Annotated in this window: 13 protein-coding genes; 9 read left to right on the forward strand and 4 right to left on the reverse strand. The window is 70.6% G+C overall.

Annotation, left to right across the window (positions count from 1 at the left end; all coding sequences use genetic code 11):
* The first annotated feature begins 2 nt into the window (after positions 1 to 2).
* Together CP981_RS35835 and CP981_RS35840 are read left to right on the forward strand one after the other, a co-directional pair.
* Positions 3 to 731, forward strand: coding sequence for a hypothetical protein (locus tag CP981_RS35835; protein ID WP_244329947.1), 729 nt, complete (start codon positions 3 to 5; stop codon positions 729 to 731).
* The gene (locus CP981_RS35840) at positions 728 to 2,098 is read left to right on the forward strand and encodes a nucleotidyl transferase AbiEii/AbiGii toxin family protein (RefSeq protein ID WP_085926557.1); all 1,371 of its coding nucleotides are present in this window, start codon (positions 728 to 730) and stop codon (positions 2,096 to 2,098) included. The genes CP981_RS35835 and CP981_RS35840 overlap by 4 nt, the downstream gene beginning before the upstream one ends.
* A 69-nt stretch (positions 2,099 to 2,167) precedes the next feature.
* On the opposite strand, the gene CP981_RS35845 is transcribed toward CP981_RS35840, so the two are convergent.
* On the reverse strand, positions 2,168 to 2,560 hold the full coding sequence (locus tag CP981_RS35845; protein WP_085926558.1) for a PPOX class F420-dependent oxidoreductase: 393 nt from the start codon (positions 2,558 to 2,560) through the stop codon (positions 2,168 to 2,170).
* Positions 2,561 to 2,807: 247 nt separating this feature from the next.
* Here CP981_RS35845 and CP981_RS35850 point away from each other — a divergent pair, with 247 nt between their 5' ends.
* The 3 genes from CP981_RS35850 (at position 2,808) to CP981_RS35860 (ending at position 7,680) form a co-directional block, all read left to right on the forward strand.
* Complete coding sequence (locus CP981_RS35850; RefSeq protein WP_085926559.1) at positions 2,808 to 3,359, forward strand: MarR family winged helix-turn-helix transcriptional regulator; 552 nt, start codon at positions 2,808 to 2,810, stop codon at positions 3,357 to 3,359.
* Entirely contained in the window at positions 3,356 to 6,013 is a 2,658-nt protein-coding gene (locus CP981_RS35855; RefSeq protein WP_085926560.1) for an MFS transporter, read from the forward strand. The genes CP981_RS35850 and CP981_RS35855 overlap by 4 nt, the downstream gene beginning before the upstream one ends.
* 206 nt (positions 6,014 to 6,219) lie before the next feature.
* Complete coding sequence (locus tag CP981_RS35860; protein ID WP_085926561.1) at positions 6,220 to 7,680, forward strand: SDR family NAD(P)-dependent oxidoreductase; 1,461 nt, start codon at positions 6,220 to 6,222, stop codon at positions 7,678 to 7,680.
* On the opposite strand, the gene CP981_RS35865 is transcribed toward CP981_RS35860, so the two are convergent.
* The gene (locus CP981_RS35865; protein ID WP_085926562.1) at positions 7,659 to 8,651 is read right to left on the reverse strand and encodes a LysR family transcriptional regulator; all 993 of its coding nucleotides are present in this window, start codon (positions 8,649 to 8,651) and stop codon (positions 7,659 to 7,661) included. The genes CP981_RS35860 and CP981_RS35865 overlap by 22 nt on opposite strands.
* A 97-nt stretch (positions 8,652 to 8,748) precedes the next feature.
* On the opposite strand from CP981_RS35865, the gene CP981_RS35870 reads away from it, so the two are divergent.
* On the forward strand, positions 8,749 to 9,366 hold the full coding sequence (locus CP981_RS35870; RefSeq protein ID WP_085926563.1) for a maleylpyruvate isomerase family mycothiol-dependent enzyme: 618 nt from the start codon (positions 8,749 to 8,751) through the stop codon (positions 9,364 to 9,366).
* 86 nt (positions 9,367 to 9,452) lie between these two features.
* Here CP981_RS35870 and CP981_RS35875 read toward each other — a convergent pair whose 3' ends face one another.
* Positions 9,453 to 11,495 (reverse strand): M3 family metallopeptidase, encoded by a 2,043-nt coding sequence (locus CP981_RS35875; RefSeq protein WP_085926564.1) that lies wholly within the window; start codon positions 11,493 to 11,495, stop codon positions 9,453 to 9,455.
* A gap of 169 nt (positions 11,496 to 11,664) precedes the next feature.
* Here CP981_RS35875 and CP981_RS35880 point away from each other — a divergent pair, with 169 nt between their 5' ends.
* Positions 11,665 to 12,099 (forward strand): CBS domain-containing protein, encoded by a 435-nt coding sequence (locus CP981_RS35880; protein WP_085926565.1) that lies wholly within the window; start codon positions 11,665 to 11,667, stop codon positions 12,097 to 12,099.
* A 335-nt stretch (positions 12,100 to 12,434) separates the two neighbouring features.
* On the opposite strand, the gene CP981_RS35885 is transcribed toward CP981_RS35880, so the two are convergent.
* On the reverse strand, positions 12,435 to 13,127 hold the full coding sequence (locus tag CP981_RS35885) for a LysM peptidoglycan-binding domain-containing protein (RefSeq protein ID WP_085926566.1): 693 nt from the start codon (positions 13,125 to 13,127) through the stop codon (positions 12,435 to 12,437).
* A 1,662-nt stretch (positions 13,128 to 14,789) separates the two neighbouring features.
* Here CP981_RS35885 and CP981_RS35890 point away from each other — a divergent pair.
* Entirely contained in the window at positions 14,790 to 15,758 is a 969-nt protein-coding gene (locus CP981_RS35890; protein ID WP_085926567.1) for a cucumopine synthase-related protein, read from the forward strand.
* The gene (locus tag CP981_RS35895) at positions 15,755 to 16,867 is read left to right on the forward strand and encodes an NAD(P)/FAD-dependent oxidoreductase (protein WP_085926568.1); all 1,113 of its coding nucleotides are present in this window, start codon (positions 15,755 to 15,757) and stop codon (positions 16,865 to 16,867) included. Before CP981_RS35890 ends, CP981_RS35895 begins: the two co-directional genes overlap by 4 nt.
* The last annotated feature ends 138 nt before the right edge of the window (positions 16,868 to 17,005 follow it).

The following is a 17,005-nucleotide window of genomic DNA, read 5'->3' on the forward strand; positions in this document are numbered from 1 at the left end:
GGATGAGCAGGATGAGCAGGAGGAGTGGGGCGGCGGAGACCGAGGACCGCACGGCGGAGGCCAGGAGCCCGGCCTTCGCGGGGGAGTTCGAGGTACATCTCACCGTCCGGGACGACGGTGCCCCCGAGATGGCCGGACAACTCGCCGCCCACGCGGCGGCGCACCGCATGAAGTATGTCCACATCCTGCTGGAACAGGGGGCGGTGCCCTCGCAGCCCATGCTGACGCTGCACGGGACCGGCACGTACGCGGAGATCCGGTCGCAGGCCGCCGCGGCGGCGGACGGGCTGCGGGCCGCGGGATTCTCCGTGGTGCGGACGAAGATCGAGGCCACCCCGTGGAGCGCGGGCGTACCCGGCTCGGACGGGGAGGCCGTGGCGCTCGGTCCCGACTACTACTTCGAGCATCACCTCAAGCTGGTACTGGCGCCCGCCGCTCCTGTCGGCCCCCTGCTCACGCTCGCCACCGGGCATGGTGCGCACCTCTCGCGCAACGCCCGCCGGGTGCGGTCCGACGGCCGGCTGGAGCGCTTTGTGACCCAGCGGTGCCGCCTGGTGGGCCGGGCGACCGCGGACCGGCGGCTGGACGCGCTGTCGGCGGAGCTGCGGGGCGCCGGACACCGGATAGCCTCCGTGGAACGGGAGTTCGTGGTCCACGACGGCAACATCGCGCTGGACGCGGGCTGGCTGGACGAGCAGAACACGGTGACGGGGGAGCTCAGCGGCGCATGACGGGAACCGAGGAGACGGATACGGGGGCACAGTGGCGGGCGATCCGCTACGGACCGTGGGAGGACACGGTGGTCGTGCCCCGGGCCCGGCCCGATGAGGCGACGCGCGCGGACATGGATCTGCCGGCCACCCTTCTGCCCGTACCGGACGACGGGGTGGTGCAGCGCCCGGTGTTCGACCCCGCGGCCACCCATCATGCCTTCGGGATGCGCCTGGGCGAGCCGAGCTTCGCGGACCCGTCGGTCGGCGCGCGCTGGTACGAGGCACGGCGGCACGCCCTGCATCATGTGCTGACCGCCCTCGCGCAGTCCCCGTGGGCCGGGCATCTGGTCCTGCGCGGCAGCATGCTGCTGAAGTCGTGGTTCGGGGACGCGGCGCGCGAGCCGGGCGATCTCGACTTCGTCGTGGTGCCGGAGACCTGGCAGCTCACCGACGAGCGTACGGAGCAGATGCTGGACGGGATCGCCGCCGCGGCCGGGGCACTGTCCCACCGCGGCGGTCCGGTACGGCTGGACGCACCGGCCGCGGTCCGCGACGAGATCTGGTCCTACGACCGGGTCCCGGGCCGGCGGCTGGTCATCCCGTGGACCGCCGAGGCCGAGGGCGTACCGGGCGGAAGCGTGCAGCTCGACTTCGTCTTCACCGAGCGCCTGCCCGCGCCCGCGGAGCCGGCCGAGATCAGCGGGCCGCCGGGCACCGCACCGGTGGTGATCCAGGCGGCGACCCGTGCGCTCTCCCTCGCCTGGAAGGTGCTCTGGCTGGTCAGCGACGCACACCCGGAGGCCAAGGACCTCTACGACGCCGTCCTGCTCGCGGAGTCCACCGAGCTGCCCCACGCCCTGCTGCGCGAGGTGTTCCGGGGCGTGGACGGGGGCTCCTTCGACCGGCATCCGGTGCTGCTGGAGAGCCTTTACGGGTTCGGCGGCGAATGGTCCGAGCTCCGCAAGGAGTACCCGGACCGCGGCGGGATCGCCGACCCGGACCCCTGGGTGGAGCACCGGCACATCCAGCGTCTGGTGACGGCGCTGGCGCCCACCTTCGCCCTGGAGGACGGCAGTGGCGAGTCCGCCGCATACCGGCAACGGGCCGCCTGGTTCGCGTCGCTCACCGCGGAGTGCGCGGAGATCCGCGCCGAGCGGGGCATCGGGGCGGTGCAGAACCTGCTGGTGGAGCGCTGGGTGGCATTCGAGAACGCGGTCGTCATCACCCGGGAGCTGGCCGGCCGTGACCGCTGTGCCCTGCGGGACGCGGCGGCCGTGGTGGAGGCGTTCCGCCGGGACCATCCGTCGCTCGACCGGCGGCCCTGGCTGCTCGCCGACCCGGACGAGACGGTGCGGCAGCTCGGCGAGGAAGGGACCGGGACGTAGCCCCGGGCAGGGCGCGCGCCGCGCGGGGCCCGCGCGCCGCCCGGCCCCGGGTCCCTCCTCCGGCCTCCCCTACCCCGTGCCGCTGATGCTCTCCGGCGCGATGACGAAGAGCACCCGCTCCTCGTCGCGGCCCCCGTACCAGGGATAGGGCTTACCGAGGTACTTCTGGGCGAGCTGCTCGATGTGCTCGGCCGCGCCCTCGGTCGTGGTCGCGATCACCCGGCCGCGCACCTGGAAGTAGCGCGCGGGGTGGTCCGGGTCGGAGACGGCGACGGCCACCCGGGGGTCGCGTGCGATGTTCCGGGTCTTCACATGGGTCCGGACGCTGTTGATCAGCACATGCTCGCCGTCGGTGTCGACCCAGGTCTGGGTCAGCTGCGGGGAGCCGTCGGGCATCGAGGTGGCCAGAAAGCAGGGGCTCGGCCGGCGCAGCAGCGCGAGAAGTTCAGGGGGAAGGTGCACAACGGTCTCCGGCCGGTCGGATGGGCGGCGGTCTGTCCGCTTTCCGTACGCCACTGGGTGTACGTGCGCCGCTCGTACAGGGGGCGTGGCGGAGCATATATGGGCCGGACCCTTGCCTCCGCACCCCCATCACCGCGCCCGTACCCCGGGGTTGGGCGGTGCGGAGCGGGTGATTCCAGCCGCTATGCTTGCTGGATACAAGCAAGGTATCCACGGGCCGACGACTGCACCGCGAAGGATCACGACGATGAGTAAGGGCACGGTCCATGACTGCGACCGGGCTGCCCCTGAGGTCACGGCCTCGTCGGGGCTGGAGGACGCCGCCGCCGGGCTGGGAACGGAGATCGTCCGCTTCTCACGGCTGATCGCGGCCTGGAAGCAGCGGGCCAAGGGTGACGGCGGCGCCGCCGACCGGGTGCTGCTGGCCAGGCTGGTGGTCGGCGGGGATCAGCGGGCGACCGATCTGGCCGCCGATGCGTTCCTCGATCTGTCGACCGTCAGCCGGCAGGTGCGCTCGCTGGTGGAGCGGGGCCTGGTGACCCGCCGCCCGGACCCGGAGGACCGCCGCGGGTCGCTGCTGGCCGCGACCGAGGCGGGGCGTGCCGCGTTCGCGCACTACCGCGGTCAGCGCGACGCGGAACTGGCCGCCCTCCTCGAACCGTGGTCGCCCCAGGACCGGGCCGACCTGATCCGGCTGCTCGGCCGTCTCAACGAGGACATGGCAGAACGACAACACACACGGCTGGGTCCCGGGGGAGACCAGGGCGCCACCGTGGAGCAGGGAGAGCTACGTACATGAGCACCGCCACCTCCCCGCCCGGGGCGGGAGCCGGGGAGATACCCGGACCGGGAGTCCTGAGTCACCGTCAGATCCTCACCATCCTCAGCGGTTTGATGCTGGGGATGTTCCTCGCCGCGCTCGACCAGACCATCGTCAGCACCTCGATCCGGACCATCTCCGACGATCTGCACGGCCTCAGCCAGCAGGCCTGGGCGACCACCGCCTACCTGATCACCTCGACGATCGCCACGCCGCTCTACGGCAAGCTGTCCGACCTGTACGGCCGCAAGCCGTACTACCTGGCCGCGATCACCATCTTCGTCGCGGGCTCGGTGCTGTGCACCTTCTCCACCTCGATGACCGAACTCGCCGCGTTCCGGGCGGTGCAGGGCCTGGGCGCCGGCGGTCTGATGTCGCTGGCGCTGGCGATCATCGGGGACATCGTCCCGCCCCGCGAACGCGCCCGCTACCAGGGCTACATGCTGGGCACCTTCGCGACCTCCAGTGTGGCCGGGCCGCTGATCGGCGGGGCCCTCGCCGGGCAGGACCAGCTGCTGGGCATCACCGGCTGGCGCTGGGTCTTCCTGGTCAACGTCCCGATCGGGATCATCGCGCTGTTCGTGGTCGCCAAGGTCCTCAACATTCCGCACACCCGGCGCGACCACCGCATCGACTGGTGGGGCGCGCTCACCATCTCCGTCGGTGTGGTGCCGCTGCTGCTCGTCGCGGAGCAGGGCCGGGAGTGGGGCTGGGACTCCTCCCGGTCGATCGCCTGCTATGCGATCGGCGGCGTCGGCATCATCGCCTGGATCTTCGTCGAGCGGTGGATCGGTGATGACGCGCTGATCCCGATGCGGCTGTTCCGCAACGGCACCTTCAGCAAGACCAGTGTGCTGTCCGTGCTGATCGGTATGGGCATGTTCGGCGGGATGCTGATGATCCCGCAGTACCTCCAGATCGTGAAGGGCGCCAGCCCCACCACCTCGGGTCTGGAAATGCTGCCGCTGATGGCGGGCATGTTCATCGCCTCCATCGCCTCGGGCCAGATCACCGCCAAGACCGGCCGCTACAAGATCTTCCCGATCATCGGCACCGCGCTGATGATCGCGGCGATGCTGCTCTTCCATTTCCGGGTCCAGTGGGACACCCCGCTGTGGGAAACCATGATCTACATGCTGGTCTTCGGCCTCGGCCTGGGCGGCTGTATGCAGACCCTGGTGCTGGCGGTGCAGAACGCGGTGCCGCCGCGGGACATGGGGGTGGCCACCGCCTCGTCCACCTTCTTCCGTCAGATGGGCGCCACCGCCGGTACCGCGATCTTCCTGTCGGTGCTGTTCAGCACGGTCGGTGACAAGATCGCCGCGGCGTTCAAGGACGCGGCGTCCACCGAGCGTTTCCAGGCCGCGCTGCGCGACCCCGCGGTGCTGCACGACCCCGCCAACAAGCCCGTGCTGGACATGCTCAAGCACCCCGGCAACGGCAACTCCTCGGGCGTGCTGAGCGATTCGTCGTTCATTCAGCACCTCGACCCGCGGCTGGCCGAGCCGTTCAAGCGAGGCTTCGCGGAGTCGATGCACACGGTCTTCCTCATGGGCGCGATCGTCGTCGCGCTGGCCTTCCTGCTGATGTGGTTCATCAAGGAGGTCCCGCTGCGGCAGATCTCCGGCCTCCAGGCCCGTGCGGAGGCCGACGCCGAGGCCGCGGCCGCGGCGGATTCCACCGGCGGCGCGGTGGACGCCGTCGACGGGGCGGCGAACGGTGCCGAGGAGGCGGTGGTCACGTCACCGCCGTCCGAGGTGTCCGAGTCGTCCAGTCCGTCCGAGCCCGTCGGTGCTCCGGGTGCCGACGCCGTACCGGCCCTGGCGGCGGCCTCCGCACCCGCCGTGGACCGTGGCATCGGCGCGACCGGGCCGGAGATCCGGGGAACCGTACGGGACGGTGACGGCCGGCCGGTGGACCGGGCCGCGGTCACCCTGATCAGCGTCGACGGCCGGCAGCTCGGCCGTACCTCGACCGCGGCCGACGGCGGCTACGCGCTGCCCACGACGGGCGCCGGCAGCTATGTGCTGATCGGCTCCGCGGGGACCCGGCAGCCGCAGGCCGTCACCGTAGTGGTGGGCGGCGAGCCGGTCTCGTACGACCTGACCCTCGGCGGCGCGGCCGGTCTTGAGGGCGAGGTCCGCGACGAGAAGGGCGACGACCCGGTGCCCGGCGCGCTCGTCGTGGCCACCGATGTCACCGGCGAGGTCGTGGCGTCCGGCGTGGCCGGCCAGGACGGCAGCTTCGCGTTCGGTGAACTGGCCCCCGGCAGCTACACCCTGGCCGTCAGCGCCGCCCGCCACCGCCCGTCCGCCCTCCCGGTTGAGGTCACCACCGGCGACCGCAACTGGTACGAGGTCCGGCTGACGCCCGGCGCCCAGGTCCGCGGCACGGTCCGCACGGTGCACGGCAGCCCGGTCGACGACGCCCGGGTGACCCTGCTGGACCCGGCGGGCAACGTGGTGGGCACCGCCACCAGCGGTCACGACGGGGAGTATGTCTTCACCGACCTCGACAGCGGTGAGTACACCCTGATCGCCAGCGGCTACCCGCCGGTGGCCACCCCGCTGCACGTGGCGGCCGCCGGAGACGGCGAGTTCGACATCGAGCTGGGGCACGACCCGGTGCGCTGACGGCCGCGGGAACACGGCAGGCCGAGGGCCCGGCGCACGCGGACGCCGGGCCCTCGGCCAATGACCGGTGGGGCGCCGCTCCACCGGTCATGGCCACGCTCACCAGCGCGAGTGCGCCCCACCGGGTTTGGAACAACAGCCGCGGCTCAGTACAGTTCCGCCGAAGCTTGAATAGAACACACGATCCCAGGAAAGCGGCAGCGGCGATGACGGTGACCGAAACAGGCCGGGCCGATGGCACGGGTATCGACTCGGAGCGGATGGCGGTCTGCCTGAGCGTGCTGGAGGAGCTCGACGAGCTGCCCGTCGACCACCCGGACGCGATCACCATACGGCGCGCCACCGCCGGCATCTACCGCAAGGTGAAGCAGCGGCGGCGGCAGGAACGCCGGGCGGCCAAGAGCGCCAACGACAAGGCGGTGACCGCGGCCACGGCCACCGGCGCGCCCGACCGGATCGACGACGAGACCCAGGGCCTGGCCCTCGCCAGCTCCGTGAGCACGGAGCTGGCCGGCATCCTGGAGCGGCCCCGGTCCTGCTACACGTGCAAGTCCCGCTATGTCGAGGTCGACGCCTTCTACCACCAGCTCTGCCCGCCCTGCGCCAAGGAGAACCGGGCCCGCCGCGAGGCCCGCACCGACCTCGCCGGCCGGCGCGCGCTGCTCACCGGCGGCCGGGCGAAGATCGGCATGTATATCGCGCTCCGGCTGCTGCGCGACGGCGCCCACACCACCATCACCACCCGCTTCCCGAGCGACGCCATCCGCCGCTTCAAGGCGATGCCGGACAGCGCGGACTGGCTGCACCGGCTGAAGATCGTCGGAATCGATCTGCGGGACCCCGCCCAGGTCATCGCGCTCGCCGACACGGTGAGCGCCGAAGGCCCGCTCGACATTCTGATCAACAACGCCGCGCAGACCGTCCGCCGGTCACCCGAGGCGTACGGGCAGCTGATCGCCGCCGAGTCCGCCCCGCTGCCCGCCGGGGAACTGCCCGCCTCCGTCGTCCTCGGGCACTTCGGCAGCGGCGCCCCCGCGGCCCTCCCCGCCGCCGCGGGCACGTCCGGCGCGCTGACCGCGGCCGACCTCACCGCCCTCGCCCTGACCACCGGCTCCGCCACGCCCGCCCGGATCGAGGCGGGCACCGCGATCGACGCGGGTGGGCTGGTACCGGATCTGCACGCCACCAACAGCTGGATCCAGAAGGTGGACGAGGTCGACCCGGTCGAGCTGCTGGAAGTCCAGCTCTGCAATATGACCGCTCCGTTCCTGCTGGTGAGCAAGCTGCGCCCGGCGATGGCGGCGGCCCCGGCGCGCCGCAAGTACGTGGTGAACGTCTCCGCCATGGAGGGCCAGTTCAGCCGCGGCTACAAGGGCGCCGGCCACCCGCACACCAATATGGCCAAGGCGGCGCTGAACATGCTCACCCGCACCAGCGCCCGGGAGATGCTGGAGACCGACGGCATCCTCATGACCGCCGTGGACACCGGCTGGATCACCGACGAGCGCCCGCACCCCGACAAGATGCGGCTGGCCGACGAGGGCTTCCACGCCCCGCTCGACCTGGTCGACGGAGCGGCCCGGGTGTACGACCCGATCGTCCGCGGCGAACTCGGTGAGGATCTTTTCGGCTGCTTCCTGAAGGACTACGCGCCGACGGCTTGGTGATCGGGGGCGGTGGCGGCGGGCTGCCGGGCGTTCCTGGTGCCCGCTGTCCCGCCACCGCTCCCCACCGCGGGCAGCGCGGCGCACAACCGTCCCAGAAGGGCCCGGGCGGCGGGGCCTGAGGGGCCTGCCGCCCGCCAGGCCAGGGCGACCCGGCCGCGCGGCCGCGGTGCGGTGATCTCCAGCGTCCGCAGACCCGCGGCGGCCGCCTCGTCCGCCGGCAGCGCCGGGACGACGGCCACCCCGAGGCCACGGGCCGCGAGCCGGGCCAGGACGTGCGGGGCGGCCGCCTCGAAGGCGACCCGGGGCCGGAACCCCGCCTCCGCACAGGCGCGTTCGAGCACCCCGCGCAGTCCGGTACCGCGCGGCAGGCTGATCAACGCACGGTCGCGGAGCGCGGTCAGCGGGATGCCCGTCCGCTCCGCGCCCGCCGTCAGGAGGGCGTCGTCCGGTGCGACGGCGGCGACCAGGGGCTCGTCCACCACGATCTGGCAGGACGTACCCGGCGGCGGCTCCTCGTCCTTGAGGCCGATCACGGCGATATCGAGCGCACCGTGCTGGAGCTCGCCGAGCATCCGCTCCGAGGTGTCCTCGGTGAGCGAGATCTCGACCTGCGGGTGGGCGTCGTGGAAATCGGCCAGCAGGGAGGCCATGTCGAACCGGTTACTGGCGGCGCCCGAGAGCAGGCCGATTCTGACCCGGCCGCGGAGCAGCCCGCTGAACTGGTCCACGGTCTGCCGAATCCCTTCGGCGGCGGCGAGCGCGGCCCGCGCATGGGCGAGGACCGCCGCACCCACCTCCGTCACGGTCACCGACCGGCCGGATCGGTCGAGCAGCGGCTGCCCCAACTCCCGTTCCAGCTGCCGGATCTGGGCGCTCACCCCGGGCTGCGCCAGATGCAGACGGGCGGCGGCGCGGGTGAAGTTGGCCTCCTCCACCACCGTGACGAAGTACTGGAGCTGTCGAAGTTCCATAACCGCTGATTCTAGAGAGCAGAACCACCAGCTCTTGGACTTATGGCGACGGTGCCAAGACCCTTGGAACCAGGGGCGGTTCGAGAGGAGAACTCCGATGGACATCAAGGCGGCGATCGCGGCCGAACGCCGGGAACTGGCAGCCATGCTGGACGGCTTGCCGGCCGGGCAGTGGGACGCACCGACGCTGTGCGCGGGGTGGCGGGTACGGGAGGTCGTGGCGCATATGTCGATGGGGTTCCGCTACTCGCTCCCCAAGACGGTCGCCGAACTCGTCCGCGCGGGAGGCAATCTCCACCGGATGACCGACCGGTGCGCCCGCAGGGACGCGGCCGCCGCGTCGACCAGCGAACTCGCCGGCTTCCTCCGCGAGCATGCGCACCATCCCTGGAAGCCGCCGGTCGGCGGCATCGCGGCGGCCCTGGGGCACGACGTGGTGCACGGCCTGGACATCACCGTCGCCCTGGGCCTCGACCGGCGCGTCCCCGAAGACCGGGTGCGCCTCCTCCTGGAGAAGATCACCCCCGGGACGGCCAGGTTCTTCGGCGCCGAAGTCCGCGGCATCCAGCTCCGCGCCGACGACCTCGACTGGTCCTTCGGCACCGGCACACCGCTGTACGGCTCGACCCAGGACCTGCTGCTGGTCGCCTACGGCCGCAAGCTCCCGCCCGGCCGCCTCCACGGGGAGCCGCACCCGCGCTTCGTCGCCGGCTGAGCGGGGCGGGGGTACGACGGCCCGCTCAGCCGGCGACGAAGCGCGCCGCCCTCCATGATCAGCCGGGCGCCAGGGAGCTCGGGGGTTCAGTCCGCCAGTCCGTCAGCCGTCAGCCCGTGCCGGTCGAGCAGCGGCCCGATCTCCGCGTCGCGGCCGACCACTGCGCGGAACGCCGCGAGCGGGTCGACGCTGCCGCCCCTGCCGAGGAGTTCCCGGCGGAAGATCTCCCCGCTCTCCCGGATGGTGCGCCCGTTCTCCCGGAACCACCGCACGGTGTCGGCGTCCAGCACCTCGGCCCAGCGGTAGCCGTAGTACCCCGCCGCATAGCCGAAGTTGAAGATGTGGGCGAAATAGCCGGTGCGGTAGCGCGGCGGGATCGCGGCCATCGCCAGCCCGTAGCGCTCCAGCGCGGCCGCCTCGAATTCCTCCGCCGCGTCCGCATCCGGCACCTCGCCGTCGGTAAGGGTGTGCCAGGCCCAGTCCAGCACCGCGGCGGCCTGGTGCTCCACCATCCGGAAGCCCGCGCCGAAGTTCTCCGCCTCACGCAGCCGGGCCGGGAGTTCGGCCGGCAAGGGCTCACCCGTGAGGTGGTGCCGGGCGTAATGCGCCAGCACCTCGGGCCAGTCCGCCCACATCTCGTTCACCTGCGAGGGGAACTCGACGAAGTCGCGGGGCACGCGGGTGCCGGACAGCAGCGGGTAGCGGACATCGGAGAACAGGCCGTGCAGCGCATGCCCGAACTCATGGAACAGCGTGTTGACCTCCCGCCAGGTCAGCAGCACCGGCTCGCCCGCCGGCGGCCTGGCGACATTCAGGTTGTTGACCACCACCGGCCGCTGCCCCAGCAGCTTCGACTGCGCCACCAGCGAGTCCATCCAGGCGCCGCCCCGCTTGGACTCGCGGGCGTGGAAGTCGCCGATATACAGGCCGAGCGGGCTGCCGTCGGCGTCGTGCACCTCGTAGATGCGGGCGTCCGGGTGGTACGAGACCAGATCGGGGCGCCGGGTGAAGGTGATGCCGTAGACCAGCCCGGCGGCGTGGAAGACACCGTCGTGCAGCACGGTCTCCAGCTCCAGGTAGGGCCGCAGCTCCGCCGCGTCGAGGTCGAACCGCTCCTTGCGCACCCGTTCCGAGTAGTACTGCCAGTCCGCCGCCCCGATCTCCGTCACCCCGGCCGCTTCGGCCAGCGCCGCGCCCTCCCGCTCGGCGTTGGCGACGGCGGGGGCGGCCAGCCGGCCGAACAGCTCCTCGACGGCCGCCGTGGTGCCGGCCGTCCGGTCCGCGACCTCCCAGGCGGCGTGGCTGGGGTAGCCGAGCAGCGCGGCGCGCTCGGCCCGCAGCCCGGCCAGGGACACGGCGATCGGGCCGTTGCTGTCGACACCGCGCCCGAGGGAGGCGGCGAGCAGCCGCTCGCGCAGCGCCGGATCCTCCAGCGCGGCGAGTTCGGTCTGGCAGGAGAAGTTCTTCAGGGCGAGCACGAACTTGCCGGGGTGGCCGCGCGCCTGGGCGTTCTCGGCGGCGGCCGCGATCTGGTCCGCGGGCAGACCGGCGAGCTCCTCGGCCCGGTCCAGCACCAGCGCGGCGGCCGCGGTGTCCACCCGCAGGTTCTGCCCGAACTCGGTGCACAGCGCGGCGATTTCGGCATTCAGCTCACGCAGCCGCCGCTGCTGCTCGGGGGCGAGCCGGGCACCGGCCCGTACCCGGTGGGTGTGGTGGCGTTCCAGCAGCCGCAGTTGCTCCTCGTCCAGCCCGAGTTTCCCGCGCTGCTCGTACAGCGCGTCCAGCCGGCCGAACAGGGCGGGGTCGAGCAGCAGCAGGTCGTCATGGGCGGCCAGCCGGGGCGTGATCTCGACCTCGAGCGCCTGGATCTCCTCATCGGTGTCCGCCGACACCTTGTTGAAGAACACCCGGCGCACCCGGTCCAGCACCGCACCGCTGCGCTCCAGCGCCTCCACGGTGTTCTCGAAGGTCGCCGGCTCCACACCGGCGCCGATCGCGGCCACCTCGTCCCGCTGGTCGGCCATGCCGCGGGTGAACGCGGGCAGAAAGTGATCGTTCCGGATCCGCGCGAAAGGCGGCAGTTCGTACGGCAGGTCACTCGGCTCGAAGAAAGGATTCGACGTCGTCACGGACTGACACTACGCCCGGAGAAGGCGCCGGGTCCGGCAGTCGTCGCAGGAGGCGGCCCCGCCCCGCCGCGACCTCGGCGTTCCGGGCCGTCCCGGTGAGCGTCTCGGGGTCATCCGTGATGTGATCGAAGGCGAGGCATGCAAGCACACTCCTGAGACAGGAGGAATCATGGCCACCAAGTTGCGAGCCCGAGACATCATGTCCGGCGGAGCGCACTGTGTGGGTGCACACGAATCGTTGCACGACGCGGCGAAGATGATGCGGGATCTGGACGTCGGCTGCCTGCCCATCTGTGGTGACAACAACCGGCTCATGGGCCTTATCACCGATCGTGACATCGTCATCGCCTGCTGTGCCGAAGGGATCGACCCGGCGACGGTACAGGCCGGTTCCATGGGCGGGACGCTGCACTGGATCGACGCGGACGCGAGCGCCAGTGACGTGCTCCAGACCATGGAGCAGCACCACATCAAGCGGCTGCCGGTGATCGACGTCAAGGGCGGCCACCGTCTGGTGGGAATGATCACCGAGGCCAACCTCGCGAAGAACCTCAGCGACGCGGAGATCGCGGAGTTCGCCAACAAGGTGTACGCGACCGCGTAGCGGGGGCGGCTGAACGCGGAGCCGTCTGCCTGCGCCGGACCGCACTGCCGGACGGGCGGTGACGACGCACAACGGCACGGAAGGCGTCACCGCCGTCCCCGCGTCCGCCGTGCAGAAGGACCGTCCACGCGTCCGGCATGCGGAAGGCCCGTCCGCGGTGCCGCGGACGGACCGTACCCCCGCACTCCCGGCGGCGGATCACCACACCCGGCCGTCGTCACCCCTTTCCGCGCCGGCCCGTCCCCTCCGGCGGGCCATCTCGCGGTGTGGGTAAGGAGTTTCAGCGGAATTCCCCGGGGCCTGCGTCATGCCGTGCCGGGAATTCGGGAAGGCGCTCAGCGGGTGCCGGAGTGCGGCACGGCCAGTCGTGTGCCGGGGAAAATCAGATGCGGATTCGCCCCGATCACGCGGCGGTTCAGCCGGTAGAATTCCTGCCAGCCACAACCGTGTGCGTAGGCGATTCCGCTCACCGTGTCTCCGGCGTTGACGACGACCGAGCCGCCGGTACTCCTATGGCGCCCCACTTTGTAGCGCTTCTCATGGGACTGGGGATGCCGGACCCGGTCGCGGGACGACGGAGCGGCGTGCCGCTGCGGCGCGGGGCGGGCCGGGGTGCTCCGTGGAGTGCGGTGCGCGGTGGCCGAGTTGAGCCCCAGCGAGGCCGCGCAGGCCGGCCACGCACCCCAGCCCTGACGGGCCAGCACCCGCTCCGCCACCTGGATCTGCTGGGACCGGGTCGCCCGCGCAGCCCGTGACGCATAGGCGCCGCCACCGAACGAGTGCCAGGTCCCGTGGGCGAGTTGAAGCCCTCCGGAGAACCCGTTCCCCGTGTCGATACGCCAGTTCCCGCCGCTCTCGCAGCCGGCCAGACGGTCCCAGGTCCCGCCGGCCCGGGCCTCGGCGGGCTGCTCGGTGACCACGTTCAGCGCACCGGCCGCCAGCAGGACGGCTGCTGCCGTGATGCCCCGAGCCCCATAGCCCCGGAATTCATTCCGGGTCGTCGATTCCGATACCTGAGGAAATTGCATGCCTTTACTCCCGTCGCTCGCCGCGCAGTTGCCTGGCAGTCATTCAGGAAACCTGGCGCCGGTGCGGCGTATCGCGTTCGAATGGTGCTCGAACTGCGATTTCCGCACGGCGCCATGAATTCGACGGGGAAGAGACAACCACGCCCCGAGTTGTTATCGGCAGAGCGCGCGGTAGCGCCGCCGCGGACCGGCCTGCCCCCTTGCCGTCGGCGCGCGGCCGTGCCTCCACGCGGCGCACCTGTTCAGACGGGCGGGGGCGCACCCTTCAGGCCGTGGGCGCATGACCTTCAGAAGCATGGCGATCACCTGCTCGGCCGAGGGGTGTCCGCCGAGCGCAACCGGCGCACTTGATGCACGCGCTGCGCAGGTACGCATGCACCGCGCACGGGTCCTGAGCGGTGTAACGGCCCGTCAGTCGGGGGAGGGGCGGGCCCGGATCTCCCTGCGCCACACCCCAGCCGTACGCGCCGCCCTGGAGATGGCCGGCACCCCCCGTCCTCCACCGGGACCTGGCCCGCCACCTTGCGGAGGTCTCCCCGGACGCCGATGCGCGCACCGTCTGCGCCAAGGTCGGCGAACTGATCGCCCACCGGTTCCTGATCAGACGGCCGCCGAGCTACCCCTACGGCGCCCCCGCCCGGCAGACCCACCGCCACCGCTTCCTGGAGCATTACGGACCCCGCGTGCTCCCGCTACTGGATTGCACCGACCCGGTCACGGCATCGGCCTGCCGGACGGCTTCCGGACATCCACCAGCGCTGCATGAGCACCTTAGGCCGATTCCGATGCGAAGGGTTGACCAGTTGTTCTTGGCATGTATTCTCTAATTGAGAGACGGCATCGATTAGGAAGACCCCGGCAGATCTCGGAGGGATCCTTGTTAGACCGGTTCGGTCGGCAGTTACAAGTTCGCGTTCCAGTCACCGTCAGTGGACATATCTACAGCAAGGCTTGCCTTCGGGGGGTACCTGATTCCATCAGGGGGTCCGCCCATTACCGCGTAGCTGTTGAATTACTTACTCCTCCCTTGATGCGCCGGAGAGGTGATCACCTAAAGATACGCCCAGATAATCTGGAGCAGGGGCATTTCGGCGCTATTTGCGATGCCGGTATGCGCGATGATTTTCTTGAAGATTTTGCTAATAATTTTGTAGAGTCCGCCATTTATGCAGGACTAAAACCACGCGCTCGCACTGCTGGCCTTCCTCGCCATGGGCGGCGCCTTTGAATAACCTGGCCGACGCCCTCGCCGCCTCCGGGGAGAGCGGCAGCATGCCGTTTTCGCGGTATTTGGCCTGGTAGAGCGGATCCGGGTGGCCTCGGCGGCCAGGCTGGTGCAGCGCCATTCCTGGGCGAGGCGCGGGCCGGCTTCTCGCACGGCCTGACCGCCTCTCGCACCGACGGCATCATCGAGTCCGCCGCCGAGCAGGACGTGGGGAGTGCACGCCTGCGAACCCCCGCAGAGTGGCCCTTCGCCGAGCTCAAGTGCCGGCGCGCGCTGCACAAGATCCGCATCAGCCCCGGACGGGTCACCGTCCTGCTGCACGCGCTCCTCGCCCTCAACCCCGACGTGAGCGGATTGCACACACAAACCGACTCCGTCCGTGACTCTTTCGCAGAGAATCAGCGGCTGCGACATCTCACTGAACGAAGGGGAAAGTCTTGACTGAAACGTTTTCCGGTCGGCATATCGAGATCGCCTGGCCCGACCTGGGTATCACCGTGACCGCGGAACTCGACGGTCGCAACGCTGAACTTGCCGACGCGCTGTGGGAGGCGTTGCCGTACCAGAGCTTGCAGGGACACGCGCTGGTGGCGGGACAGCATCTCTATCACGCGGCACCGATCCCGTCGCTGCTGCATCTGTCCGCGTCCACTCGGATCGCAGATCGACGCGAGGCGCCCGATGGGACCGTCTTCTGCTCCGCGCTACAGCATTTAGGCATCAAGTACGGCACGTTAACCGAACCGATGCCGGCATCCCCGGTGGGCCAGATCCGGCAGGGTGATATACCCGCGCTACGGGAGGCCGGGCAGGCGGTCTGGGATTCGGTCTATTCGACGAAGAAGCCGATCCTGGCGGAGGTCCGCAAAGCGGGCACCGAAGGCGGCCACCGTATTCCGCATTTGACCGCCGCAGATCCCGACGCGAACCGCCTCATCCACGATGTGTACACCGCGACCGATCGGGCTTGGCTGTCCGAACCCCAGGAGCTCGCTGATCTCCACGCGGGGGTGATCCCTTCCGGGGCAGGCAGTTTTGAGACGGTGTTGCCCACTCTGCTGTTCGTCAACGGTGAGACCCGCCCGCTCGGGTATGCCACCTACGGTGGTCTGGTCCGGGCCGCGGTCCAGGGCATGCCGATGGATTCCTTGCGTCACATGACGCGCCTGCTGGTCGGTCTTCCGGCCGAGTTTCTGGGCTACTGCGGCCTGGAGCAGCTCTGGAGTTTCACCCAGCGCTTCCTGTCCTGCCTCGACCAGCTCGATCGCGACGATTTCCTGAGTGTGGTGAGCCAGTTGGCCCTCTATGTCAACTGTTTGGGCGGTTGGAATCTCCACCTGTACCCGTGGGACTCCGGAGACCACCTGCGCCAACTGTGCGCCAACGAGACGGTCCGCCAGTCGTGAGCCAACTCCCCGAACGCACGGACGTCGTCGTCATCGGCGGGGGCGTCATCGGCAACTCCATAGCCTGCCAGCTCGCCGAGGCAGGCGTCGGGACCGTCCTGCTGGAGCGTGGTGCGCTCGGATCGGGATCGTCCGGGACCACTGCGGGCGTGGTGCGTACCTACTTTCCCGGCAACCCTCTCATCAGCAGCCTTGCCGTCCGGAGCCTGGCGGCTTACCACGCATTCAGTGAACGGACCGGAACCGACCTCGGCTTGAGGCGTATCGGCTTGCTCGTGCTGTTCACCGACGAGCACCAGGTGCAGGACTTCCGAGACACCCAAGCTGCCCAGCAGGCAGCTGGAGTGGACGTCGAACTCGTGACCGCTGCTGAAGCGGTGCGGCTCAACCCGCTGGCCGACGAGCGAACCATCCTGGCGGCAGCCTGGTCGCCCGAGGCCTACGCCTGCGATCCCGCCGCGATCGTGCGCGGCTATGCGACAGCCGCCCAGCAGGCCGGCGCCATCCTGCGCACGGAAACACCCGTCACCGGCATCGACCCGGATGGGCGGGTCCACACGCCTGCGGGCAGCATCCGCGCCGACACCATCGTCTGCGCGGCAGGCCCCTGGGCGGGAACGGTCGCCGCCATGGCCGACGTGCACCTTCCTGTGACCACCTACCCCGTCGACATGCTGCTGACCGACACCCCCGACAGTGCCCCGCGCAGCGCTCTGCCGATGACCATCCACCCGTCCAGCCTGCGGATTCGAAGCTGGGGAGACCGCATCCTCGTCGGAATGGGCCGCCCCGCTCCGGACGAAACCCGACAGTCCTGGCTGCAACGGGTGTCACACCACCTCGGCACGACCTTCCCGGCCCTCGCCGGCGACGGCCTCGAATACGGGTGGAGCGGAGACCTCGATGTCAGTCCGGACGGGATGGCATTCATCGGCCGCGATCCCTCCCGCCCGTTCCTCTACGCGGCTGGATTCTCCGGTCAGGGGCTGTGCCAAGCACCTGCCGCCGGAGAGATCATCCGCAACCTCGTGCTCGACAAGAAATCCTGGACCGACACGGCCGGCCTCTCCGCGGCCCGCTGCCTCAGTGGGTCGGTCGAGGCCGGGTAGGAAAGCTCCGCGAGGCCGTGGGAAAAGGCCAGGACATCGTCGCGGCGCCGGGTGAGCCGGTCCACCGGGCGGAGGGCGAAGGTTTCCTTCCGCCCGGTGGCGGCGGGGCGGGGTTGTCGGTGCGGCCCGCCTCGCGAT

Source organism: Streptomyces platensis, from assembly GCF_008704855.1.
In the GTDB taxonomy this organism is placed as follows: Bacteria; Actinomycetota; Actinomycetes; order Streptomycetales; family Streptomycetaceae; genus Streptomyces; species Streptomyces platensis.

Bases quoted from the DNA above. Each gene is read 5' to 3' on its own strand.
- CP981_RS35835 (WP_244329947.1), top strand. From the start codon at position 3: ATGAGCAGGATGAGCAGGAGGAGTGGGGCGGCGGAGACCGAGGACCGC.
- CP981_RS35840 (WP_085926557.1), top strand. From the start codon at position 728: ATGACGGGAACCGAGGAGACGGATACGGGGGCACAGTGGCGGGCGATC.
- CP981_RS35850 (WP_085926559.1), top strand. From the start codon at position 2,808: ATGAGTAAGGGCACGGTCCATGACTGCGACCGGGCTGCCCCTGAGGTC.
- CP981_RS35855 (WP_085926560.1), top strand. From the start codon at position 3,356: ATGAGCACCGCCACCTCCCCGCCCGGGGCGGGAGCCGGGGAGATACCC.
- CP981_RS35860 (WP_085926561.1), top strand. From the start codon at position 6,220: ATGACGGTGACCGAAACAGGCCGGGCCGATGGCACGGGTATCGACTCG.
- CP981_RS35865 (WP_085926562.1), bottom strand. From the start codon at position 8,651: ATGGAACTTCGACAGCTCCAGTACTTCGTCACGGTGGTGGAGGAGGCC.
- CP981_RS35870 (WP_085926563.1), top strand. From the start codon at position 8,749: ATGGACATCAAGGCGGCGATCGCGGCCGAACGCCGGGAACTGGCAGCC.
- CP981_RS35880 (WP_085926565.1), top strand. From the start codon at position 11,665: ATGGCCACCAAGTTGCGAGCCCGAGACATCATGTCCGGCGGAGCGCAC.
- CP981_RS35885 (WP_085926566.1), bottom strand. From the start codon at position 13,127: ATGCAATTTCCTCAGGTATCGGAATCGACGACCCGGAATGAATTCCGG.